The following is a 24508-nucleotide window of genomic DNA, read 5'->3' as shown; positions in this document are numbered from 1 at the left end:
GACGCCATTCTCGCCCTGCGGGAATGGCGTTTTCATTTTTACCGCAATTCTTTCCTGATTGGCGGCGATGGACCATTGCAAGATGGGCGCTAGCGGCATAGCTGAATTGTCATGGAACTCTCACCCACTGCGCTGATCCTGATAGGATTGCTACTGGCCGCTTGGACGGTTGGGGCGGCGTGGATGATGATTGCCTCCGCCGCTAAATCCCGCAAGGCTGAAGGCAGCCGAAAAGCCGCGAGGCGGATGGCGCGTATGATTGATGAGGCACCGGCGATCCCGCTGATTGTCCGCACCGATGGGCGCATAGAAGGCTCTGACCGGTTGGCTGGCTGGTTCGGCCTTGATCTTTTGCCGGAATATTTGAGCGAATTGGAAGGCGGGCCGGGCAAAGGGCTTTCAACCAGTCAACTGGCCGAATTGTCTCAGAATATACGGCGCTGCCAAAAAACTGCCGCTCCGTTCCGCATGGCGCTCACTCCGCCCGGGTCTCAGCGCAGTCTGGCCGTGCGGGGCGTACTAGCTGATCCGCAAGTATCACCGGGAGGTGCGGCGCTGGTGTGGATTTTCGACTTCAGCGAGAGCGAGAGCGAACTGTCTCGGCTCCGAGAGGAGGCTGCACGCGCACGCGGAGATTTCGGCGCGCTGGTCGGAATAATCGAAGCTGCTCCGATGCCGATGTGGTTTCGCGGGACCGATGCGAAGCTGCAATTGGTCAACAAGGCTTACGTTACCGCAGTTGGCGCACCCAGTGCTGAAGTGGCCGTTGATCAGCAATTGGAATTGATCGAGCCGGTCGATGGGTTAACCGCCGCTCAGATTGCCGGCCAAGCCGCTGATAAGAACATGCCAATTGAGCGAATCGTGACATCGACCATCGATGGTGAGCGCCGCAGCTTGCGAGTCAGCGACTTGCCGTTGGATAAGGAAGGTGTTGCCGGATATGCCGTTGATATCGAGGAGATGGAAGAACTAGGGCGTGAGTTCCGGGCATTTCGCGATGCGCAACGCTCGATACTCGATCAACTCTCGATCGGAGTGGGGCAATTCGATGCGGGCAGGAAGCTGGCGTTCGCTAATGGACCATTTCGCCGGATATTCGCGCTCAATTCCGGGGCAGTGATTCAGGGTCTTGATTTTGAACGGCTGCTGCTGAGCGCCCGCGAAAATGGCAAAACTCCCGAAGTGCGCAACTTCCCCGAATGGCGCGCCGAGCATGTGGGCTGGTTTTCCGCTGGTGCTGCGCAGGAAGAGGCTTGGCCGTTATCCGATGGTACACACCTGCGAATTATTGCCCAACCAATGCCCGATGGCGGTTTGGTGCTGATTGCGGAGGACCGGACCGAACAGCTCGCGCTTTCAGCCACTCGCGACACGCTGCTACGCACACGCACAGCCACATTCGACAGTCTGTTTGAAGCTTTGGCTGTATTCGCGCCGGATGGCCGATTGCAGCTTTGGAATCGAAGTTTTGCCGGGACGTGGGGTCTGGAACCTGACCACCTGGACGCGCATCCTCTTGCACCTGATTTGCTCGAAGCGATCGCGCAGAACCTCGAAAAGCCCAAACAGGTCAAATCCATCGGCGAAGTTATCCGTTCCGCCACCTTGGACCGCAAGGAACAGGGCGGCCGGCTAGCGATGGCCGATGGCCGTACGCTGGAGTTTGCAGGCGTACCTCTTCCTGATGGGAATGGTTTGCTGACTGTGCTCGACATTACAGATTCGCAAATGGCGGAAGATTCGCTCCGCGAACGCAATAAAGCGCTCGAAGCGTCTGAAGAAGTGAAGACCAAATTCCTGTCCAATATGTCCTATGAATTCCGCACGCCGCTGACTTCGATTGGCGGTTTCGCCGAATTGCTTGAGGCGGGGGTGGCTGGCGACCTGTCCGATCAGGGAAAGGAATACGTGGCGGCAATCTTGCAGTCTGTTGCGCGGCTGACCGACCAGGTCGAAAACGTGCTGGACCTTTCACAGAGCGAGGCGGGACTGTTGCCGCTGACGATCAAGCGGCTCGACATGCTGCCGTTTGTAACCAGCATTGTTCGTACGCGAGAGCAAGCGATTGAAGACGGCGGCATTACGCTCGACCTTCGCGGCAGCAAGGCAACCGGCAAAATAGATGCCGACGAAAGGCAGTTGGGCAGAGCAATCGGCCAATTGCTCGACAATGCAATCGCCGCAACGGCATCGGGCGGCAAAATTCTGGTCGATCTGTCGAAGAACAAAGGCGTCGCGCAAATTGTGATTTCGGACAATGGCGCCGGCATGACGCCGCAAGAATTATCCCGCGCGCTAGAAGGCCAGATCGACGAGCGGCGCCAAGGATTGGGCATTCCGCTGGCGAAGCAACTGGTCGAATCGCACGGCGGCACATTGCAAATTGAATCTCGCAAAGGCGAAGGCACCGCTGCGATTATCCGGCTCCACTCGTGACCGCGTCGTGAAAGTGGAATTGCCCGATCTTGACGCGATGAATGCGTTTGGCGAGCGGATCGCTGCAAAACTCGTGCCCGGTGATGTGGTGGCGTTAACCGGGGGGCTGGGCGCAGGAAAGACCACTTTGGCGCGGGCGGTGATTGCGGCTTTGGGGTATAATGGCGAGGTTCCCTCTCCGACTTTCACGATTATTGAAACCTACGATCCGCCGGCTGTATCGCTGCCGTTGGTCCATGCTGATTTCTATCGCCTCAAGAGCCCGTCTGAAGTGGAAGAAATTGGTCTGGCTGATTACCGCGAGGGGGCAATCCTGGTTGCTGAATGGCCCGATCATGCTGGCGGCTTCGCGCATGAAGCGAATTGCCTGTCAATTCTACTGGAAACTGCGGATGAAGGCCGGATCGCGATTGTGGAAGCAGGGGTTGGTTGGCTAAGCCGTTTGCCATGAGCAAACTTCCTGCCGGTATTGATTCTTTCCTGAAATCCGCCGGGTGGGTCGATGCATCCATCGATCCCATACCGGGCGATGCGTCCTTCCGCCGCTATTTCCGCATCACCGCGAGCGAGCGCAAAGCAATGTTGATGTTCGCTCCCCCTCCCGAAGAAGACCCACAGCCGTTCCTTCATGTGGCCAAATGGCTCAACGAGAATGATCAGCGCGCGCCGGAAATCTATGCTGAAGATGCGACGCAGGGCTGGGTCCTGATCGAAGATTTCGGGAATGACCGGATGCGTGATTGGCTTGATGATAATCCGCAAGGGGAAGATTTGGCGTACCGGGCGGCGATAGATGCGCTCGTCGATTTACACCGCCGCCCAGCTGGTCCCTTTCCTGCCTACGATATGAGCGTCTATCAGCGCGAGACCGCTTTGCTGACCGAATGGTTTTGTCCTGCAGCCGGGTTGGAAGTTGATGAACCTTCTTACCAGAATGCTTGGATCGAAGCACTCGGACCAATGTACGCCCGGCAACAGCCTGGCGTTACCGTGCTGCGCGATTATCATGCAGAAAACATCATGTTGCTTGGTCCCGCTGCCGATGGTTCTGGTCAACAAGGACTGATTGATTTCCAAGATGCGCTGGTGGGCCATCCCGCTTATGATCTGGTTTCGTTGCTTCAGGATGCGCGGCGCGAAGTCTCGCCAGAATTGGAACGGGATATGCTTGATCATTACCTTAAGCAGGCGAATGCTGACGAGCATTTCGAGGCAGATTACGCGCGGCTTGGTGCGCAGCGAAACGCCAAGATCGTCGGGATCTTCACGCGGCTGAATCAGCGCGATGGCAAGCCGCACTACCTCGATTTCATCCCGCGAGTCTGGGAGGCTATGGAACGCGATTTGCTGCATCCCGCCTTGGCCCCGGTTGCAGCATGGTTTGATACTAATATTCCGCATCCTATCCGTTATGCCAAAGGGGCTCTGCCGAAATGACCAAGCTCGCATCCGAAGCTGCGATGGTGATGGCCGCCGGCATGGGAAAACGGATGCGCCCGCTCACGGCCTCTCAGCCCAAGCCATTGGTTCGCGTTGCCGGAAAACCGCTGATTGACCACACGCTGGACCGCTTGGCAGATGCGGGTGTTACGGACGCAGTTGTCAATGTGCATTATCTTGCCGACGCATTGGAAGCGCATGTCCTGGAACGCCGTAATCCGAAAGTCGTGATTTCTGACGAGCGCGAAGAATTGCTCGAAACCGGCGGCGGTATGGTCAAAGCACAGGGGCAATTGCCCGATCCATTCTTCTGCCTGAATTCGGATAATATCTGGCTTGAGGGTCCGCAAACGGCGTTTCATGATTTGTCAAAACGGTGGAATGCACAGGAGATGGACGCGCTGTTGCTGCTCGTTCCTCACGGTTCAGCACGCAATTTTCGCGGCAAAGGCGATTTTCACATGGACGCGCTTGGCAAGGTGTCACGTAGACGGTCGGGCCGGATCGCTCCATTTATCTACACCGGCATTCAGCTTGTTTCACACCGATTGTTACGAGACGCGCCAGCCGGAAAATTCTCTACCAATGTTCTGTGGAGCCGCGCGATAGAGGAGGAGCGATTGTTCGGTGTCGCCTTCACTGGTCAGTGGTTCGAGGTTGGCAGCCCAAGCAGTATCGCGCCGACCGAAGAAGCGCTCCAGCGTGGGTGAATTGAACGCGCCGCAAATTTTCTCAATCGCCGCCCATCGGGGCTTTGCAGACGCCCTGGTCGCTGGACTGGTGCCGCGATATTCACAAGGTGACTTCGGGCTAGCCCGGTTGACGCTGCTGCTCCCCAGCACGCGGGCCATGCGGACGGTTTCGGAAGCTTTCATCCGGTATTACGGTGCGCAGGGTACTGCCGGAATACTGATGCCACGCATGGCGGTGGTCGGTGATCTTGATCTGGATGAGACTCTAGGTAGCTTGCTCGATCCGCTAGGCACGAATGACATTCCTGTCGCGGTCGATCCAACGCGCAGATGGCTAAGGCTCGCCCAGATATTGAGCGAGGAAATCGGCGATAAAGCTCCGGCTGGCGCGACATTGCTGCGGCTCGCACGCGACGCCGCCGCGACGATGGACAGGTTGTTGGTCGAGGATATTGGGCCTGAACAACTGCTCAAAGAAGAGATAATCGATTTGCTCGGCGATTTGTCTGGCCATTGGCAAGACAGTTTGCGCCTGTTCGCTCGTGTGCAAGCGAGGTGGCTCATAGAATTGCAGGCAATGGGCGCTTTGGACGCGACATCACGTCGCAATCGTTTGTTCGATTTGACCGCAGAGCAGTGGAAAGCTTCGCCGCCCGAAAATCCGGTTGTAGCCGCAGGTGTGACAAGCGCTGCCCCGGCTCTGGCGAGGCTGCTTAAGACCGTTTCACAATTGCCCGGTGGCGCGGTAATCCTGCCAGATTTTGACCTGTCGATCGATGATGCGGTGTGGGAGGAACTCGGCGCTGCGGGCGGCGGCGAGGAGCCGGGCGACACTCCTTTTGAACGCGGTGACGCGGTCACCCATCCGCAATACCATATGAAGCTGTTGCTTAACCGGATGGGCATTGCCCGCGGCGAAGTTCAGCAATGGCACCGCAAGGGTATGACTGCCGCGTCGCCCGACCGGACCCATGCGATTTCGAGCCTTTTCCTGCCGCCGGAAGCGAGCAAACGTTGGGCGAGCCTGCCCGCCGATAAGCGCCGCCTAGCTGGCGTCCGGATCATGGAAACCACCAATCCTGAGGCCGAAGCGCAAGCCATTGCATTGCTTGTTCGCGAAGCGCTCGAAACACCCGAGAAGCGCATATCAATTGTTACGCCCGACCGAAGCCTGGCGCGGCGCGTTGTTCAGCATTTGCGGCGCTGGAATATCGAGGCGGACGATTCAGCCGGACGCCCACTGCCGCAAACACCGGCAGGACGGTTGATGCTGTTGCTGGCCGAAGTGATGGCCGAACGCGCTGCACCTGTTGCCTTGATGGCCTTGCTTGAGCATCCGCTTGTCCGGTTTGACGATAATCGCGGCAGTTGGCTGAAGAATGCACGCAAATTTGAACGCGCGTTGCGCGGACCGCGGCTTGCCCCGGGGTTGTCGGTATTGCGCCATGTGGCAGAAAATATTGAGCTTTCTGATTGGTTTAGCGAAGTCGAAATTGCCCTCAATCCGTTGCTCGATTGCATTGGACCAATGCCGCTGGCCGGATTGCTCAACAGGCTGGCGGTCGCTGGCGAAGCGCTATGCGGTGATGCGATCTGGTCGCGTGAAGACGGGCGTGCTTTGGCAAGTTTTGTTGAGGATTTAAGAGTTCATTCCTCCGATTCTGGCACATCTCTGGACCCTTCAGAGCTGCACCTTGCCTTGCGCGATGCGATGGAAGCTGTTGCAGTTCGTCCGTCCTATGGCGGGCATTCCCGCGTAGCCATTTACGGATTGCTTGAGTCGCGGATGAGCCGGACAGATCTAGTGATTTGTGCAGGTCTGAACGAAGGCAATTGGCCCGCAACACCATCGGCCGATCCTCTTCTCGCGCCACCAGTTTTACGAGCATTGGGTGTGCCGGGAGCCGATTTCCGTATCGGCCTTTCGGCCCATGATTTGGCCGGAGCGCTTGGCGCGCCTGAAGTCGTGCTCAGCCGCGCTGAACGGGATACAGAGGGGCCAACGATCCCCTCACGTTTTCTGCTGAGGGTAAAGGCGTTGTTGGGCGAAGATTTGATTGCGCGGCACCGCGAAAATGAGGCAGTTGCTTTGGCGCAGGCGATTGACGATGCAGAGCCGAACGATGGGATCTACTCCCGCCCCGAACCGATGCCAAATAGCGATCAGCGCGATGTAGCAATCGCGGTGACGGCGCTCGACCGGTTACGCGGCGATCCCTATCAGTTTTACGCGCAATCGATCCTGCGCCTGCGCTCGCTTGATCCGCTTGATGCTGAGCCTTCGCCTGCGTGGCAAGGTACGGTGGCTCATGCGATTTTACAGCGCTGGCATGAAGAGGGTGGCCAATTGCGCGAAATCGCCCGCCGCGTGTTGGAAGAGCAAAACGCTCATCCGTTGATGGAGGGATTGTGGCTTCCACGCTTGCTTGCGGCGCTTGATTGGGTCGAGCGGGAGATTGCCGCGAACCCCCAAAGGAAGCCGGTTGCGATTGAGGAAAAAGGCCAAATGGTAATCGACGGGGTGCGCGTTCATGGCCGCGCCGACCGGATCGATCAATTGCCCGGCGGCGAGTTGGCGATCGTCGATTATAAGACAGGCAAGCCGCCAAAATCGTCGCAAGTGGAGGCCGGCTTTGCACTGCAGCTGGGCTTGATCGCGATGATTGCCGAGCGGGGCGGGATAGAAGGCGTTTCAGGTAAAGCAACGGCGTTCGAATATTGGTCGCTTTCGAAAAACCCGAAAATCAAGACAGGCCCCGAGAATGAAAAATTTGGGTTTGTCGATACCCCGTTGAAGGTTGGCCAGAAGCGCTCTGGTCCGCTGCCCGATGAATTCCTGCCGAACACAGAGTTCTTTCTGCGCGAGGCGATTGCCAATTGGATTAAGGGCAATCAACCATTCACAGCGAAGCTGGAGCCGGATTATCCCGGCTACACCGATTATGACCAATTGATGCGGCTTGATGAATGGCAAGCGCGGTTTGACAGCGAGAACGAGCAATGAGCGGCGAAGTTCACGAGCTGAAGGGCGAACAGCGTCTCGCGGTTGATCCCGACGAATGCGTCTGGCTATCTGCCTCTGCCGGAACTGGCAAAACGCAGGTCCTTTCTGCTCGGGTGCTGCGGTTATTGCTCAAACCCGGCAATGATCCGTCGCAAATTCTGTGCCTCACCTTCACGAAAGCCGGCGCTGCAGAGATGGCGGTTCGGGTTAACGATGTGCTCGCCCGCTGGGTTCGGATGGACGATATCCAGCTGCGCGATGAATTGAAGAATTTAGGCGCGAGCGCCGATCCCGAAACCCGCGAGCGGGCGCGCAGTCTGTTCGCCAGTGTGCTTGATACGCCCGGCGGAGGCCTGCGTATCAACACCATCCACGCTTTTGCCCAGTGGCTGCTTTCCGCATTCCCGCAGGAGGCGGATATTCAGCCCGGTTCCCGAGCGCTCGATGACCGGCAGCGCGATTTGCTGTCGTGCGAAGTGCTAGGCGATATGCTCGTTGCGGCTCGTGAGCAGGGCGATCAGGCGACGCTGGATGCGATTGCCGCCTTTTCCTTGCGCAAAGGTGCTGACGCGGTTCGCGGATGGTTGATGACTTGTGCTTCAGCGTCGCACCTTTGGTATGGCAGCGCCGCTTGGCAACCGCCGATGCGGCCTCGTGTCTGCCAGTTGCTGGGTCTGGCCTCAAGTGCCAGTGCGGAGGATGCAGCTGCTTTGTGTGCTGATGATGTGTTTGACATGGCAGCATTGCGATCTGCATTGGCGACATTCGCCGATTGGAACACCAAAACGGGGCAGAGCGGCACAGAGGCAATTGGCGCTTGGATAGAGCGCGATCCGGTTGAGCGGCTGGCGACGATTGACCAGTTTTTCGGACCGGTTCTTACCAAGAAAGGCACTCCGCTCGCTAATCTAGTAAAGCGTGATCCGAACCACGCCGCCGATATCGAGCGAGTGATTGCGTCGATTGCGCGGGTGAAAGACTTGTTGGCGTTGGTTGAGTTAGCGGAGCTGCTCACTCCGGCATTGGAAGTGGGCAGGAAATTCGCGCTGCTTTGGGATGCGGCCAAGGCTCGCGAAGGCTATATCGATTTCGATGACCAGATCAGGCAGGCCGCGCAATTGCTTGGCAATGCCGATATGGCAGATTGGATACGCTACAAGCTTGATCGCCAATTTGACCATATTCTGATCGACGAGGCACAAGACACCAATGCTCAGCAATGGGATATCATCTTTGCATTGATTGGCGACTATTTCGCTGGCGCTGGCGCACGCGACAACAAGCTGCGTACGCTGTTCACCGTCGGCGATTACAAGCAGGCAATTTTTGGTTTCCAAGGCACAAGCCCGGAAAATTTCGAGGCGGCACGGGAGCGTGTGGAAAAGGAAATGTCCGCCGCCGCTGATAATGCCGAGGCATTGCGCGCCAACATTCCTGTCCGGCGCTTGCAAGAATATGGGCTCGGCCAATCCTTCCGAACAGCCGCGCCAGTATTGGACTTTGTTGATCAGGCAATTGGCGCAATCGGCTGGGACAAAATTGGCCTGAAGCAAGCCCCTGACCCGCATATCGGGCAGGACCGCCCGGGCCTCGTCACTTTGTGGAATCCCGTTACTGGCGCGTCCGAAGAGGGCGATGACGGGGACGAAGAAGACAGCTGGCTGGCGCGCCATGACCGATTGATGGCGGACAACATCGCCCGTCAGGTTCGGCGTTGGATGGACAACGGATTCCCACTGGTCAAAGGCAGTAAACGCAATGCTGGGCCGGGTGATGTCATGGTGCTGGTGCGCAAGCGCAAGGAACTCGCCAGCCTGATCGTAGCGCGGCTCTACAGCGCTGGTGTCCCGGTGGCGGGCGTCGACCGGTTGCGGCTTGGCAATCCGCTGGCGGTGCGCGATTTGATGGCTGCTTTACGCTTTGCGGCTCAGCCGCTTGACGACCTCAGCCTTGCCAATTTGCTTGTCTCGCCCATTATGGGCTGGAGCCAGCAGGATCTGCTCGACCATGGTTACCGCGATAAAAAGGTGGGCCTGTGGGAACATCTGGCATCTAGCGAAACGCCAATGGTTCAGCAGACAGTGGAATCGCTTAAGAAGATTCTCGCTCAGGCAGATTACGAAACACCGCAGGCATTGCTCCACTGGATTTTGACCGGTCCGCTAAGAGGCCGCCGCAATCTGATTGAACGGCTCGGACGAGAGGCCAATGACCCGATCGATGAGCTGCTCAATGCTGCACATGCCTATTCAGTTGATCACACGATCAGCTTGCAGGGTCTCATTCAGTGGTTTGACGCCGGCGAGGGGGAATTGAAGCGCGAGGCCGGAGAAAGCTCGGATCTGGTTCGGGTCATGACTGTTCATGGATCAAAGGGACTACAATCGCCGATTGTCATTCTGGCTGATGCGACCGGCAGCCCTGGTTCTTCTCCTGATATTTCGTTGGAGGAAACCACACCGGGTTCTGATCAAACGCGCAAGGTGCCGATGCCGGGATTGAGCGGTGAACAGATTGCCGGGCCGGTTGCCGCTGCAAAAGAAGCTGCTTTGGCGGCTGATTTGGAGGAACATTGGAGGCTGCTCTACGTGGCAATGACCCGCGCTGAAGAAGCGCTGTTCATTGGCGGTTCGCTCGGATCACGCGAGGCCAAGAAAGGCCCTGGCGAAGACAGTTGGTTCGCTCGTTTGAAGCCACTGTTTGAAGGTGACGAAGGGCTTGAGGATGATCTGTGGGGCGCCCGCTGGGAATTGGGCGCACGCGCCGCGACGATGCCGGTCGGCAATCGGGAAACGACCAAAGTCGCCATCGCACTTCCCGAATGGGTGACGAAGCCTATCGGGCCCGAACCAAGGCCACCCCGTCCGCTTGCACCTTCCTCTGCTGGGGATGAGCAGGCAGCCGATCCGCCACTGGCGCCCGAAGTTGCGCGTGAAGCAGCGCGGCGCGGGATACTGATCCACAAACTGCTCGAACGCCTTCCCGATGTGCCGCATGCAGATCGCGCCATCCGGGCGTCGGCCTGGCTGGCTAAGCAAGCGGCGGAGCTAGGTCCTGCATCGCGACAGGAGATAGCAAATTCCGCGCTGGCAGTGCTCGAAGACTCCGAGTTCGCGGCCATTTTCGGGGATGATGCCCTGGCTGAAGTTCCACTCGCCGCGACAGTGGATGGGCAAGTTATTGCCGGTGTTGCTGACCGCCTGCTGATTACCAGTGATGCGGTGACAGTTGTCGATTTCAAAACTGCTCGCAGACCGCCGAATTCGCTCGATCAAGTGCCTGCAAGCACAATCCGGCAAATGTCAGCCTATGTCGCGGCGCTTGAAACGATTTATCCGGGTAGGGCAGTTCGCGCCGCTTTGCTGTATACCCAGACGCCAAGAATGATCGAGATTCCTGCCGAAGCGCTGGCTGCGGGCAAATCCGAATTGTCCACAAAGCAGCAAAGCTTTGCCAGCCTGCCCGTTGAGTAAAGTTATTTTGCACCTAGATAGGTGTCATACAATAAGGAGATATTCCCATGGCGACAATCAACGTCACTGATGAAAGTTTTAAAGCCGATGTTCTGGAATCCAGCAAACCCGTGCTGGTGGATTTCTGGGCTGAATGGTGCGGCCCATGCAAAATGATCGGCCCATCGCTCGAAGAAATTAGCGACGAATTGGGCGAACAAGTGACCATCGCGAAGATGGACATCATGGAAAATACCGGCGTGCCCGGTGAGATCGGCGTGCAATCGATTCCGCTGATGGTGCTGTTCAAAGACGGTAAAGCGGTTGCGCAAAAACTGGGCGCTGCCCCTAAGGGCCAGCTAAAGGCGTGGCTCGAAAGCGAACTTTAATCCAGTCTAGCCATTCGTTCGGCCAGTTCTTCCCAAAGGGCAGGGCTGGCCGCTCCGATTAGGCCAGGTTTGTCCCATTCATCAACGCGATACTCGCTGCCATCATTGCGGGCGGCTTTGCCTCCGGCTTCGTTAAGCCACAACACACCTGCGGCGTGATCCCACGGAAGCGTGCGATTGAAAATGCTGACATCATTGGTTCCAAGGGCAAGCCGCGGATATTGTTCTGCGGCGCAGCGAGGTATGTCGACCAGCGTATAGTGCGGGGCAATATTTTGCTGTACCTGTTCGCGCTGGCCGTCTTGCATGAACAGCGTCGAGATGCCCGCAATGGGAGGGGCCGCGCCAGTGGTTTTTGCGGCAATCCGTTCGCCATCAATGAACGCGCCTCCACCGCGATTCGCGTGGCAGAACCGGCCTTCGAGCGGATCGTAAATCCAACCGGCTTGAGTGAGGCCGCCTTCGCAAAGCGCAATCAAGATGCCGAATGGCGGATTGCCGCTGGCAAAGTTTCCGGTGCCGTCAATCGGGTCAATAATCCAGCATTGCTGCGACAGGCCGTCCAACACCGATGCGTCTGCATCGCTCGCTTCCTCTCCGACAATAGCGAGACCGGGAATCAGTTTTTCAAGGCCCTCCGCCAGCAACACTTCGCTTTCGCGGTCTGCAATGGTGACGAGTTCGTTTTTGCCCTTATCGGCGATTTCGCTCGACACCAGATTACGATACCGTGGCAAGATTGCAGAATCTGATACGCTCACGAGCAGATTAAGCATTGCTTGGTTTAATCTATCCAAGTTCGGAATAATCATGACCGGTAGTCCGCATTGATGGTGATGTATCCATGGGTCAAATCACAAGTCCATACAGTGGCGCGGCCTGATCCGATGCCGATATCGACTTCGATATTGATGTCTTGCCCCTTTAAATGTCTTGCCACTGGCGCCTCGTCATAATCCGGCACAGGCTGACCGTTGCGGGCGGCCCAAATTCCGCCAAATCCGATCGAGAGTTTGTCGCGATCGGCAGGTTCGCCTGCCTTCCCGACCGCCATGACAACGCGGCCCCAATTAGCATCCTCACCTGCAATGGCCGTTTTGACCAGCGGAGAATTTGCAATGGATAGGCCGATTTTGCGGGCGCTTTCGTCACACTGAGCTCCGCTGACGGTGATCGCGATAAATTTCTGAGCGCCTTCGCCATCGCGCACCACTAGATGTGCCATTTGGCGGCAGACATCATGCAGGGCGGCGGCAAATGCATCAGCTCCTGCATCATCAAACGAAGCCAGCGGCGCATTACCTGCCTTGCCCGTTGCAAAGGCCAGAACGGTGTCGCTAGTTGAAGTGTCGCTATCGACCGTGATGCACGAAAACGTCTGTTGATTGGCAGCACAAAGGAGCTCTTGCAAAAATGCAGGATCAATTGCACCGTCGGTAAAGATATAACCAAGCATAGTTGCCATGTCGGGCGCGATCATGCCGCTGCCCTTGATGATCGCGCTGATTTGGACCGTCTTGTCGCCAACTATTGCCGAAGCTGTAGCGCCTTTGGCAAAGGTATCGGTAGTTGCAATGGTGTCCGCTGCCTCTTCCCAAGTACAGGTCTCAGCAGTCAGCACTTTTGCTACGCCGTCCCTTGCCTTGTCTTTGGGCAACGGCACCCCGATCACACCGGTGGACGATACGAAAACCTGTTCAGACGCACAGCCGAGATGCTCCGCAACTTGCGTCATGATTTGATCCACCGCCTCACGCCCGCGATAGCCGGTGAAGGCGTTGGAATTGCCGGCGTTGACTATCAAAGCTCTCGCGGTGCCGTTTTTGATCTGTTCGCGGCCAATTTCGACTTCGCTGGATGGGCAGGCGCTTTGCGTGAATACACCTGCAACCGCCGTCCCCTCGGCAAATTCGGCGTAGGTAAGGTCAGCGCGATCCCAGTCCTTATAATGTGCTCGCGCGGTGCGCAGCGTCACGCCGCCGATTGTTGGCATATTGGGAAAGGGCTGGGCGAGCGGTGAGCGTTCATTGTCCATATTTGATGCCGCTTAGGATGTCCCGGCAGATGGGGCAATCACCTCCACATCGTTTCACGGAATATGCGAAGCGGTATTTTGAATAGTTTGAACAGAATATTTGTCGATCCTCATTCTCAACCACAGCAATGCGAATAGTGGACGAGAGCAATTATGCTTCCTATAGGGTCGCTATGCGTGGTTTACTCGCCTTATTTGCGCTTCTTTCCGGCCTTGCGGCTGTGGGCGCGCCTGCCAATGCAGCGATGCTTTCCGAAGCGTGCGAGCAAGTGGCAAGTTCAGAGACATCACAATCAGGCAAGCAAAGCCAATGTGAATGCCGCGCTGACCGGAAACCGGTACCGGGCAAATCCGGTTCGGGTAAGGCGTGCAAGCCGCGCAAGCCGGTCATAATCTACATTCCGACCGTTCAAATGGGAATCGACCGCGCTTACGAGTAGCGCGCTGCGATAGAAATTTCCTGTGTCACAGCCGTGCAGCACGCTGTTTTCATGCGTGCTTGGCGCGAAAGTTAAAAAATACTCGTCTTTCGAAAGACCATCCATGATCAATACACTTCTGAAAACCGTTTTCGGTTCTTCTAATGACCGCTACGTCAAATCGATTGGCAAAATTGTCAATCAAATAAACGCTTTAGAGCCGCAGATTCAGGCGCTGAGCGATGCCGAGTTGCAGGCTCAAACAGAGAAATTCCGCGGCCAACTGGCTGATGGGAAGACGCTAGACGACATTCTACCCGAGGCATTTGCAACGGTTCGCGAAGCGTCGATCCGCGTCCTTGGAATGCGCCATTTCGATACTCAGCTGATCGGCGGCGTGGTGCTGCACCGGGGTGAAATTTCCGAGATGCGCACGGGTGAGGGCAAGACCCTTGTTGCAACGCTTGCGACATATCTGAATGCGATCGAGGGCAAGGGCGTCCACGTTGTGACGGTCAATGATTATCTGGCCAGCCGCGATGCCGAATGGATGGGGCAGCTGTATACGTGGATGGGTCTTACGGTCGGGGTTATCATTCCCAATCTCGGAGAGTTCGAGCGTCGGGAGGCCTATGCCGCAGACATCACATACGGCACGAACAATGAATTCGGCTTCGATTATCTGCGCGATAATATGAAGCATAATCGCGAACAAATGGTCCAAAAACCGTTCAACTTCGCGATTGTTGACGAAGTTGACTCGATCCTGATTGACGAGGCGCGCACACCGCTGATTATCTCCGGACCGACCGAAGATAAAACCGATTTGTATATTTCAATCGATGCGGTGGTGAAGGAAATTCCCGAGGAATATTACGACGCGGACGAGAAGACCAAAAACATCTCCTGGACCGAAGAAGGCACCGAGGAGATCGAAAAAATCTTGATCGAAGCTGGATTGCTGCAAACCGACAATCTCTATGATGTCGAAAACACGCAAGTCGTTCACCATCTTGATCAGGCGCTCAAAGCGAACAAGATGTTCAAGCGCGACACCGATTATATCGTCAAAGACGAGAAGATTGTTATCATTGATGAGTTCACCGGCCGGATGATGGACGGCCGCCGTTGGTCAAACGGTTTGCATCAGGCGGTTGAGGCCAAAGAAGGTGTCAAGATCGAGCCTGAGAATCAGACAATGGCGTCGATTACATTCCAGAATTATTTCCGCATGTACCCGAAATTGTCCGGTATGACCGGCACCGCGGCGACCGAAGCGAGCGAATTTTGGGACATCTACAAGATGTCAGTGGTCGAAATTCCGACCAATAAGCCCGTTCAGCGGATCGACGAAGACGACGAATTCTACAAAAATACGCAGGACAAGTTCCAGGCCATTGCCAAGGCAATTGCGGAGAAGAATGCGATTGGGCAGCCGGTTCTTGTCGGTACGGTTTCGATCGAGAAATCCGAATTGCTCGCAGAATTCCTCAAGAAAGAGGGCGTTGAACATGAGGTTCTAAACGCCCGATTCCATGAGCGTGAGGCGCATATTGTGGCGCAGGCAGGCCGGATTGGGGCGGTCACAATTGCGACAAATATGGCGGGCCGCGGCACCGACATTCAGCTCGGCGGCAATGTCGAATTCCGGGTTGAAGATGAACTCAAGGACATGCCCGAGGGCCCAGAGCGCGATGCGGCTGAGAAGGCAATAGAAGATGAGGTTGCTGCCGAGCGCGAGAAAGTGGTCGAGGCTGGCGGTTTGTTCGTTCTCGCAACCGAGCGCCATGAAAGCCGCCGAATTGATAATCAATTGCGCGGGCGTTCAGGCCGTCAGGGTGATCCAGGCCTCAGCCGTTTCTATCTGTGCCTTGAAGACGATCTTTTGCGCATTTTCGGGCCTGACACATTGTTCAGCAGGATGATGAATTCCAATCTGGAAGATGGCGAAGCAATCGGTTCCAAATGGCTGTCAAAAGCCATCGAAACCGCGCAGAAAAAGGTCGAAGCGCGCAATTACGATATTCGCAAGCAAGTCGTCGAATATGATGATGTTATGAATGATCAACGGAAGGTCATTTACGAGCAGCGCTCCGAGATTATGGATAGCGAAGCGGTCGGCGATGTGGTGGTCGATATGCGTCATGACACTGTGAATTCGATTGTTACCGTCGCGTGCCCTCCGGGCTCTTATCCAGAGCAATGGGACATTGCCGGTTTGAAGGAACGGGTAAAAGAGACTTTGGGCATTGAGCCACCAATCGATCAATGGCTGGAAGAAGATACGGTGGAACCGGACATTCTCGAAGAACGGCTTCTCGAGCAGACCGAGGCCATCATGCAGCGCAAGATCGCGAATGCCGATCCGGCGATCTGGACGCGTGTGGAGAAAAGCATCCTTCTCGAACGGCTCGACTACCATTGGAAAGAACACCTCGCCACACTCGACGCGTTGCGTCAGGTCGTCGGCCTGCGGGCCCACGCACAAAAACAGCCGATCAACGAATATAAGCAAGAAGCGTTCGGTCTGTTTGAACAAATGCTCGACACATTGCGCGAGGACATCACCAGCATTCTGTTGAAGAGCGAATTGCGGGTGGCGCCGCCGGTTCAGGATGAATTACCTGATCTACCCGACTTCCTGACCGGCCATATCGATCCGTTAACAGGCCTCGACAATTCGAATGATGGCGACGGTTCAGCAGCGCGGCCGGCAATGTTCGGTTCGCTTGCTGGCAGTCCGCGCGCAGCCGTGGGGCCGGGCGGGTCAATCAAGGACAACCCCTATGCCGGCATGGACGTGAGCCGCAATTCTCCATGTCCTTGCGGCTCGGGCAACAAATACAAGCATTGCCACGGCGCAGCGGCCTAAACGGCATTATGCGGCAGACGGTCAAGCGTTGGATCAATGCCGCGCTTAGGCCGGCTGGCGTGCAATTGGTGGCGGTGGCGCAGGACGAGCGCCAAGCGCTAGTGGACTGGCTGCATAGCCGGTCCATCGGCCATGTTATCGACGTTGGGGCCAATTGTGGGCAGTTCGCGCAGCAATTGCTCGATAAGGGCTTCAGAGGCACTGTTCATTGCTGTGAACCGTTGAGCGAGGCGCATGCCAGTCTTGCGGCGCGGTTTGCCACCCATTCTCAGGTTGAAGTGCTTCCCCGAACCGCAATCGGGGCATATGTTGGTAAGGCGTCGATGAATGTTGCGGGGAATTCGGTATCCTCTTCGGTCCGGCCAATGCTTGAAATCCATGAAAAAGCGGCTCCGCGATCTGCCTATGTCGGTATGGAAGAGGCACCGTTGACCACGCTCGACGCGCAATTTGGCGGCGCATGCCCGATGTTAGATCAGGGCGTCTTGCTGAAAATAGACACGCAAGGGTATGAGGCTGATGTCCTACGCGGCGCCTCAGAAGTTCTACCTCTGTGCCGCGGGGTGTTGATCGAATTATCTACCGGGCCGCTTTATGAAGGCCAGGCATTGTGGGACGAACTGCACCGGATGTTGACCGATTCCGGGTTTGAATTGTGGAATCTGATGCCAGATTTTCGTGATCCGGAATCCGGACGGCTTTTGCAATTTGATGGGCTATACGTCCGAAGGTGAAGGAACCGAACCAAAAAGTGGCCAGCGCCCGAAGGCTTTAGTCAAATTACAGACATGAACCAGAAAGGTTGGCTCCCCGAGTTGGATTGTTTTGGTCTTCCGCACCCTTCCAGAACCTTCCAAAATATACACGATATACGAGGGGTTTAGCTGTTTTCCCTGTCCATAACTTTCCATTGCAATGCGCATAAATCCGCGTATTAGTGTGGGAACTAACGTGGGAACGGTAAAGGTGGCTCCCCTATGGCGAAGCTGACTGCATTAGGTGTTAAGAAGGCGGGGCCGGGCGTTTATTCGGACGGGCTTGGCTTAATTTTGCGAGTTAAGGAAACGGGCGCAAGGTCTTGGATTTTGAGGGTTCAGGTGAACGGAAACCGCCGAGACATTGGCTTAGGTTCCGATGCAGACCTGACTTTGACAGAGGCAAGAGAGAAAGCCGCAATGCTTCGCAAGATTGCAAGACGCGGCGGCGATCCGATTGCAGAGCGCGATAAGGATAAGCTGGCGATCCCGACATTTGGCGAGGCGGTCCAGATTGCTTACGATGAACTAGGCAAGGGCTGGCATATAAAAACTGCTACTCAATTCAAATCATCATTGGAGCAACACGCAATTCCCGTCATTGGGCGGCGCAGAGTGGACCAGATTGAAGCTGCGCACGTAATATCGGTGCTATCGCCAATCTGGACAGAGAAACCACAAATTGCGCGCAAGGTTCGGCACAGAATTGGGCAGGTGCTTTCTTTCTGCAAATCGAGAGGGTGGCGGACAAACCCAGTTCCTGATCCGGCTGAGATTAGGGCGGGGCTGGCCAAGCAGCCAAGCTCGAAGGGCTTTGCATACATGGACTACAAACTAGTTCCGGCGCTGTTTGTTGAGGAATTGGCCAAGCAGGAGTCTCCTGCAAGACTTGCGCTGCTATTCACAATTTTGACGGGCGCTAGGTCCGGTGAAACTCGAAAGGCCCATTGGGGGCAGATAGATGCAGAAGCGCGCACTTGGCACCGAGAGGCCGAGATAATGAGCAAAACAGGCAATGCTCACACAGTCACCTTGAATGAGGCTGCATTAGCCATTTTAAGCCGCGCTGAGGCCTTATTTGGGCGCGATGGCCTCATATTCCCCTCAATGCGCGGTAAGGTGCTTTCTGACGCGGCAATGGGCAAAATGATGAAGAATGCTGGCCGCACTGAGACAGTTCACGGATTCCGCAAAAGCTTTCGCAATTGGGCAGCGGAGAGAATGCCTCATATTCCCTTTGCGGTTGCCGAAATGGCAATTGCTCACACAGTCGGAACGAACGTGGAAAAGGTTTACCTGACAAGCGACCTGCAAGAGCAGCGGTTTGCTTTAACGGATGCATGGGGCGAATATGTTGCGCCTTCGCTTTCGTCAGCAAGACGAGGGGGCGCTAAATGACGCAAGAGGGCATTACTTACGATCCAATGGACAGCGATACTTGGACTGGCGAACAAGGCATGCTCGTTACGCAGGTATGGACAGGCTTACATAACGGAAACCTTCAACCACTTGCGGATTACCTGCGAAAAGGTTGGTATCTGCCTCCTGAAATAGCCTCAGAGATTGCTGATGCGATAGACCAAAAGGATGTCGGCTACTTTCACATCGTAAAAAAAGGTCGCAAACCGGGCCAGCGAGGTATGAACGAGAGTTTTGAGGATCACGGTAGAAAAATTAAGGTGGGTCTATTTATCCATTGTCGTTTGCAAGAAGTGCCGAGAGGAGAACATGATTCTGTTATGTTGGAAGCAAAGGAAAAGTTTGGTTTGGCTCCAAGAACATCAAGGAAATATCTGCGATATTTTCGTCAGAAGTTTTCCGAGGCGAAGCACAATCCAAAACGTGACAGTCTTGAGGTATGGAAGCGAGTTTATGGCACACCATAACGCTAGGGTGGGCCCTGCAATATTGGTGCATAGCTTAGAATTCTGATTATTAGACATTGCCGTTCGGAACCATACGGAGAACGGCATATGACAGAGAGACTACTAAGGCTTGAATCGGTCGAGGATCGTATCGGCCTCAAAAAATCAAAAATTTACGACATGATCGGGCGCGGGCAATTCCCCCGGCCTGTCAAACTCGGGGCTTGCAACGCATGGCCTGAGAACGAGATTCTCGCTTGGATTGCAGACCGGGTTAAAGAGCGGGAGGCTGCATGATGGAAACGAAAAACCCCCTGCCGGTAGGGCAGAGGGCTTTGGTATCCATTGCAGCGGATAGCCACAGTCTTAGCCAAATCCCGACAGCTTCGCAAGATGTCGCACTAGTGCCACGGCCCTGTGTTGCCTTCTTTGCAGGACCAAATGGCCACAGTGATAGGTTCCTGATTCAAGGAATGATCGACCGCGAGCAAATTGCACAAGCTGCGCAGGCCTTGATTGACGTTCTGGACGCAATTGATGGCGAGCCCGACGATGAAGAGGACGACCCCGGCGAAGAGGATGATGCCGCTGGCCAATATGACGAGGACTATTGGACTTCGCCTTTGCCCGCTGGCCATATGCAAGATTATGGCCCCGGCTGTCCAATGGCTGACCCTGACAGCGAACATGATGGCCGCGAAGAGGAGTATCACTAATGATTGCTCTTTGCACCAGCACTCCGGTTTTCACAGATGCGGGCGAGAATACCTTGCTCACTTTCCCTAGCGGCGATGGTGAACCTATCCGCATTGTTTTGACCCGCAACCAGCTTTGTCTTTTGGCGATGCACAGCCAGATTGCCAGAACCGATGCATTCGCCAAACCGCAACCAGAAATGGCCGAACTTGTGCCGATGACTGCTAAAGCAGTGGGAGGCGCGAATTGAGCGGCTTGATCCTGCATTTTCCAAAGGAGCCTATCCGCGCGATTGTCGTGATCCCCGCTGTTGATAGCGAGCCGGGCTGGTGCACAGCCTCTTTCAGCGGTTGGCCATCAGATTACTTCATGGCGAAGCTGAAAGGCCCGTTATCGTCTATCCTGTGGCAGCTTCAAAACAAGGGTTATCGGCAAGGCTTGCCCATTACTGTCCATCCCGATTGCAAGCGGAGGGCGGCGGCATGACCGATAGCATTCGTGACCTTCTAGGCTCGATTCCTGACGTTGAATATCGGCAGAGGCGGCGCATTCTAAACTTTCGGGATGTTGCCACCTTTCGCGCTCACAAAACGGGCGGACCCAATGCGCGCAGCCTTCTTTGGATGGCGAGCGAAGCAGCGACAGCGCACGTTTTTTCCAATTGCGACCTTCGCACCCTTGAAGCGGTTGCTGACTTATGCGGCGACCTAATCGGACTTGCTGAGCGCGCAAAAGAACTGGAGGCTGACGATGGACTCGCTGGCACTTGAAAGAGAAGCAGAAGCTGCGCGTGATTGGATGGGCGGCGATGCCGTGTCGATCCATGATGAAGGGCAGATAAGGGCAACACCCTACAGTTGGCCAGATGCAGCCTCTATCCCGCCGAGAAGCTGGCTTTTAGGCTATTGGTATTTGCGCGGCGAAGTGACCGCAATCGTAGCACCTGGAGGGCTTGGCAAATCCACCTTCACAATCGGCACGGCTCTATCGCTTGCGAGCGGATTGGACTTTCTCAAGCTTGGGCAGCCAGAGAAAACAAGCCGTGTTTGGGTGTGGAATCTAGAGGACGCAAAAGAGGAACTGGACCGTCAAGTCTCGGCTTGCGCCATGCACCATGGCACTGGCCCTGCTGATTGCGCTGATCGGCTTTATTTGGATAGCGGGCTTGATACCGAACTTTGCACAGCAATCGAGGGCGAGCATGGTTTCGAGATAATTGAGCCAGTTTACGTTGGCTTGAAGGCTGAAATCCTGCGCCGCAAAATAGACGTTCTGATCGTCGATCCTTTCGTTTCGAGCCATGCCATATCTGAGAATGACAACAGGATGATGGATAAGGTGGCGAAGCGTTGGAAGCGCCTTGCCAGTGAAACCAATTCGGCAATCGTTCTAGTTCACCACACGAAAAAAATGGGTGGGCGCGAAGCCAAGGCAGAGGATGGCCGGGGCGCTGTGGCGCTAATCAATGCTGCTCGCTCTACCCTTGTCGTAAACCCAATGACCAAAGAGGAGGGTGAGCGGTTCGGGATAACCGACTCCACTGAATTGCGCCACTTCATGCGGGTTGATGACGATAAGCCTAACAGGGCACCAGCTCAGGCAGCTACGTGGTTTAAGAAGGCTTCCGCACAGCTTGGCAATCAGGATGCATATGGCCGCACCGATAGCGTAGGAGCGGTTGAACGATGGACCCCTCCAGATCCCTTTGACGGGATAAGCTTGCGTCACCTGTTTGATGTGCAGCAACTTATCGCAGCGGGTGAATATGGCGCGAATGTGCAGGCAATGGATTGGGCGGGAAATGCTGTTGCCGAGATCATTGGTGCGGACTTAGGCGACAAGGCGGACAAGGCCCGCGTGAAGTCGCTGCTTAGCCAATGGACTGCCAATAAAGCTTTCAAAATCGAGACGCGCCCAATGCCCGGAAAGGGCCGGGATAAGCCCTTTCTAATCGTGGGAGAGGCGGTTGAACCGTCCATGCTCCCCACCTTCAAAAGTGGGGTGGGGTGATGTGGGGAAGTGGGGTGCGCCAACCAATCAGAACACCTCCCCACCACCACCCCTTTATAGGGGGTGGAGGTGGTGGTGGTGGTTCAAGGGAACTGAAAAGTGAAGTGGGGCAATTATGAGTAAGATAGCATGGCACAAGCCCGGACAGGGCAACCGACACCAGCAAGGCTACGGCACGGCATGGGATAAGCTGCGCAAGCTAGTTTTGGAGCGAGACAAGCACCTTTGCCAAACTTGCCTGCCGAGACCCACCGTTGCCAACCATGTCGATCATATTCTGCCGAAAGCCAAAGGCGGCACGGATGAACTGCCAAACCTTCAGGCGCTTTGCGCTGACTGTCACCACGAAAAGACCATCACCGACAAAGGGCATAAGCCGAGGCGCAAGGTCCGGTTTGGCACCGATGGATGGCCCATTGGGAGTTGAGACAATGCAGGACCGAACACACAACAACGACAACGCGAAGTTTAGAGCGATAATCGACAATGCCTTATCCGAGATGGTGGAGCTCGGGATTAAGAACAGCACAGACGCGGCGATGCTAATGGCGATTCAATCAATAGTGCGCATCCATGACACTGCGAAGCTAACAGAACTTGCCGAATTCTTGGCGGACTCGATACCGATGAGCGAATAGCGGGGGGGAGACGAAACTTCAGGCCCAACTAAGGGGCGGGAGCGGTCGATACCTCGTTTTTATTGCAATTACAGATTCTTGCCCGCGCACGCGAGGCAACCAAATATGGAGACTAAAATGCAGAACGACCAATTGAGCGAAGCAAGGCAAGTGAACAACCAAACCCATGCTTGGCTGGATAGCCTTTTAACGTCCGGTGTTAGCGAAGCAGCGGCAGTAACCGGGATGATGAATGCGCTTGTAGAACGGGCACTTGTGAACGGAGGCACTCCCAAAACTGCTAAATGGTTGCGAGGACAAGCGCGCCAGATTGAAAAGAATGGCGATGCATTGATTGAAGCGTTCGCTGCACACAAGGGCGGCGGTTGACTTTCAAATCAAAGTATGCTTAGGAGAACAGGCCTAAGCGATAGGGGACCTATCGGGGCAACGCTAGAGCGCATGGCTACGGGGACCGTAGTGGCAATCGGCGACATACCAGTTTGAAGGCGCGGGGACCGCGTTGGATGGTTGGCAGGAGGCAAGCGCAGGATGCGCGGGCTTTCTAAATGTCGAGATCGTCCGTGCGCCTAGGCCTTTGCCTAAAGCCCGAAACGATCCGCAGAGATCAACAATTTTCGGGACTTTCAAAATGACTACTCAAACAAAAACGATTCAAGAACTTGCAGCCGAAACCAAGGCGGCTTTGCTCGCGCCATCAACCGAACTTAAATTTCGCATGGATGAAATGGAGCAGAAGTTTTCCGCAATTCCAAGCGGCGGCTTTTCCTCCCAATCGCAAAGTTGGGGCGCGCAAGTTACGGACAGCGACGAACTTAAAACCCTTTCGAGCGTAATAGGCTCACAACCCGGCCGCGTTCGCATTGAAATGAAAGACATCACAAGCGCAAGCGGCAGCGCAGGCGGCTTTGCTACGCCTATGCTGGATGGCAATGTAAACGCCTTGCCGGGGCGTATGCCGAGAATGCGCGACGTTTTGAACGTAGTGAACACTGTTAGCGGCTCGGTTGAATACCTTGACCAAGTGACCCGCACCAATGGCGCGGCCCCGCAAGTTGAAGGCGCTATGAAAGGCGAGTCAAACTATGAGTGGGAGCTGCGCAACCTGCCGATTCAAACGATAGCGCACTGGACACGGCAAACCGTGCAAATCCTATCGGATGCGCCGCAACTGCAAAGCGTGATTGATACGGAGATGCGCTACGGTTTGGCAATTGAGGAAGAAAACCAGATTCTTTCTGGCAGCGGCATTTCGCCAAACCTTAATGGACTAATCACCAACGCGACCCCGTTTGCGGCTGACTTTACGCCAGCAAGTGAGACAATGATCGACAAGGTTGGTTTAGGCGTTCTGCAAGTCGCGCTGGCTGAGTTTATGCCAAACGGAATTGCAGTTCACCCTTCCGATTGGATGCGGATGCGATTGCTTAAGGATGCGGACGGCAAATACTTGCTTGGTGATCCCGGCGCAGACGTTCGCCCTGTTCTTTTCGGGCTTCCAGTGATTGGCACAACCGCAATCCCAAAAGACAAGTTCCTGATTGGTGACTTTATGCGAGCGGCAACATTGTATGACCGACAAGCGCCTACAGTGGCATTATCAACCGAGGATCGGGACAATTTCACCACCAACCGCGTAACAATCCGGGTTGAGTCAAGGCTAGCACTTGCAATCAAGCAACCGCTGGCGACTTCCTACGGTGACTTCGGCAACACCCCTTAATCAGATTGGCGCAGATCCCCCCTTTTTCCATCAGGGTGCGCCATAGGAGGGCGGCGGGCGGTGTATTCAGTAGGCATCG

The 24508-nt window shown here is 55.6% G+C and carries 24 protein-coding genes; 22 read left to right on the top strand and 2 right to left on the bottom strand.

Features of this window, described 5'->3' with window-relative positions; all coding sequences use genetic code 11:
* The first annotated feature begins 111 nt into the window (after positions 1–111).
* The 7 genes from GRI36_RS09885 to trxA are packed head-to-tail and all read left to right on the top strand — an operon-like array spanning position 112 to position 11416.
* Positions 112–2439: a PAS domain-containing sensor histidine kinase gene (locus GRI36_RS09885; RefSeq protein ID WP_160598316.1), complete on the top strand. Its 2328-nt coding sequence runs from the start codon at positions 112–114 to the stop codon at positions 2437–2439.
* A gap of 7 nt (positions 2440–2446) precedes the next feature.
* Positions 2447–2890, top strand: coding sequence for a tRNA (adenosine(37)-N6)-threonylcarbamoyltransferase complex ATPase subunit type 1 TsaE (gene tsaE, locus GRI36_RS09880; RefSeq protein WP_160599167.1), 444 nt, complete (start codon positions 2447–2449; stop codon positions 2888–2890).
* The gene (locus GRI36_RS09875; protein ID WP_160598315.1) at positions 2887–3876 is read left to right on the top strand and encodes an aminoglycoside phosphotransferase family protein; all 990 of its coding nucleotides are present in this window, start codon (positions 2887–2889) and stop codon (positions 3874–3876) included. The genes tsaE and GRI36_RS09875 overlap by 4 nt, the downstream gene beginning before the upstream one ends.
* Complete coding sequence (locus GRI36_RS09870; RefSeq protein WP_160598314.1) at positions 3873–4589, top strand: nucleotidyltransferase family protein; 717 nt, start codon at positions 3873–3875, stop codon at positions 4587–4589. Before GRI36_RS09875 ends, GRI36_RS09870 begins: the two co-directional genes overlap by 4 nt.
* Complete coding sequence (locus GRI36_RS09865; protein ID WP_160598313.1) at positions 4582–7575, top strand: PD-(D/E)XK nuclease family protein; 2994 nt, start codon at positions 4582–4584, stop codon at positions 7573–7575. The genes GRI36_RS09870 and GRI36_RS09865 overlap by 8 nt, the downstream gene beginning before the upstream one ends.
* Entirely contained in the window at positions 7572–11048 is a 3477-nt protein-coding gene (addA, locus tag GRI36_RS09860) for a double-strand break repair helicase AddA (protein ID WP_160598312.1), read from the top strand. The genes GRI36_RS09865 and addA overlap by 4 nt, the downstream gene beginning before the upstream one ends.
* Positions 11049–11095: 47 nt before the next feature.
* Complete coding sequence (gene trxA / locus GRI36_RS09855) at positions 11096–11416, top strand: thioredoxin (RefSeq protein ID WP_160598311.1); 321 nt, start codon at positions 11096–11098, stop codon at positions 11414–11416.
* Here the strand turns inward: trxA and GRI36_RS09850 are convergent.
* A complete protein-coding gene (locus GRI36_RS09850) occupies positions 11413–12228 on the bottom strand; it encodes an inositol monophosphatase family protein (protein WP_160598310.1) in 816 nt (271 codons plus the stop codon). The genes trxA and GRI36_RS09850 overlap by 4 nt on opposite strands.
* Entirely contained in the window at positions 12225–13451 is a 1227-nt protein-coding gene (argJ, locus tag GRI36_RS09845) for a bifunctional glutamate N-acetyltransferase/amino-acid acetyltransferase ArgJ (protein ID WP_160598309.1), read from the bottom strand. The genes GRI36_RS09850 and argJ overlap by 4 nt, the downstream gene beginning before the upstream one ends.
* A 173-nt stretch (positions 13452–13624) precedes the next feature.
* Between argJ and GRI36_RS09840 the strand changes: the two genes are divergently transcribed.
* From GRI36_RS09840 to GRI36_RS09770, 15 genes are all read left to right on the top strand, one after another.
* Complete coding sequence (locus GRI36_RS09840; RefSeq protein ID WP_160598308.1) at positions 13625–13891, top strand: hypothetical protein; 267 nt, start codon at positions 13625–13627, stop codon at positions 13889–13891.
* A 103-nt stretch (positions 13892–13994) separates the two neighbouring features.
* The gene (gene secA, locus GRI36_RS09835; protein ID WP_160598307.1) at positions 13995–16742 is read left to right on the top strand and encodes a preprotein translocase subunit SecA; all 2748 of its coding nucleotides are present in this window, start codon (positions 13995–13997) and stop codon (positions 16740–16742) included.
* Between the two features lie 8 nt (positions 16743–16750).
* Entirely contained in the window at positions 16751–17476 is a 726-nt protein-coding gene (locus GRI36_RS09830) for an FkbM family methyltransferase (protein WP_160598306.1), read from the top strand.
* A 243-nt stretch (positions 17477–17719) separates the two neighbouring features.
* Complete coding sequence (locus GRI36_RS09825; protein WP_160598305.1) at positions 17720–18895, top strand: tyrosine-type recombinase/integrase; 1176 nt, start codon at positions 17720–17722, stop codon at positions 18893–18895.
* Complete coding sequence (locus GRI36_RS09820; RefSeq protein ID WP_160598304.1) at positions 18892–19383, top strand: hypothetical protein; 492 nt, start codon at positions 18892–18894, stop codon at positions 19381–19383. The genes GRI36_RS09825 and GRI36_RS09820 overlap by 4 nt, the downstream gene beginning before the upstream one ends.
* A gap of 87 nt (positions 19384–19470) precedes the next feature.
* Positions 19471–19659, top strand: a complete 189-nt coding sequence (locus tag GRI36_RS09815) for a helix-turn-helix transcriptional regulator (protein ID WP_160598303.1) — start codon at positions 19471–19473, stop codon at positions 19657–19659.
* Positions 19656–20078, top strand: coding sequence for a hypothetical protein (locus tag GRI36_RS09810; RefSeq protein WP_160598302.1), 423 nt, complete (start codon positions 19656–19658; stop codon positions 20076–20078). The genes GRI36_RS09815 and GRI36_RS09810 overlap by 4 nt, the downstream gene beginning before the upstream one ends.
* Complete coding sequence (locus GRI36_RS09805) at positions 20078–20308, top strand: hypothetical protein (protein WP_160598301.1); 231 nt, start codon at positions 20078–20080, stop codon at positions 20306–20308. The genes GRI36_RS09810 and GRI36_RS09805 overlap by 1 nt, the downstream gene beginning before the upstream one ends.
* Complete coding sequence (locus GRI36_RS09800) at positions 20305–20544, top strand: hypothetical protein (protein ID WP_160598300.1); 240 nt, start codon at positions 20305–20307, stop codon at positions 20542–20544. Before GRI36_RS09805 ends, GRI36_RS09800 begins: the two co-directional genes overlap by 4 nt.
* Positions 20541–20828, top strand: a complete 288-nt coding sequence (locus GRI36_RS09795; RefSeq protein ID WP_160598299.1) for a hypothetical protein — start codon at positions 20541–20543, stop codon at positions 20826–20828. Before GRI36_RS09800 ends, GRI36_RS09795 begins: the two co-directional genes overlap by 4 nt.
* Positions 20809–22068 (top strand): AAA family ATPase, encoded by a 1260-nt coding sequence (locus GRI36_RS09790; RefSeq protein ID WP_160598298.1) that lies wholly within the window; start codon positions 20809–20811, stop codon positions 22066–22068. Before GRI36_RS09795 ends, GRI36_RS09790 begins: the two co-directional genes overlap by 20 nt.
* A gap of 115 nt (positions 22069–22183) precedes the next feature.
* Positions 22184–22495, top strand: a complete 312-nt coding sequence (locus GRI36_RS09785; protein ID WP_160598297.1) for an HNH endonuclease — start codon at positions 22184–22186, stop codon at positions 22493–22495.
* Between the two features lie 4 nt (positions 22496–22499).
* Positions 22500–22706: a hypothetical protein gene (locus tag GRI36_RS09780; RefSeq protein ID WP_160598296.1), complete on the top strand. Its 207-nt coding sequence runs from the start codon at positions 22500–22502 to the stop codon at positions 22704–22706.
* Positions 22707–22823: 117 nt separating this feature from the next.
* The gene (locus GRI36_RS09775; protein WP_160598295.1) at positions 22824–23075 is read left to right on the top strand and encodes a hypothetical protein; all 252 of its coding nucleotides are present in this window, start codon (positions 22824–22826) and stop codon (positions 23073–23075) included.
* Between the two features lie 262 nt (positions 23076–23337).
* Complete coding sequence (locus GRI36_RS09770; RefSeq protein WP_160598294.1) at positions 23338–24429, top strand: phage major capsid protein; 1092 nt, start codon at positions 23338–23340, stop codon at positions 24427–24429.
* Positions 24430–24508 lie beyond the last annotated feature (79 nt).

Origin of the sequence: Pontixanthobacter gangjinensis (assembly GCF_009827545.1) — a bacterium.
GTDB classification, from domain to species: domain Bacteria; phylum Pseudomonadota; class Alphaproteobacteria; order Sphingomonadales; family Sphingomonadaceae; genus Pontixanthobacter; species Pontixanthobacter gangjinensis.
Note: the sequence above shows the minus strand (reverse complement) of the source record. Positions and strands in the feature narration are given on the sequence as shown.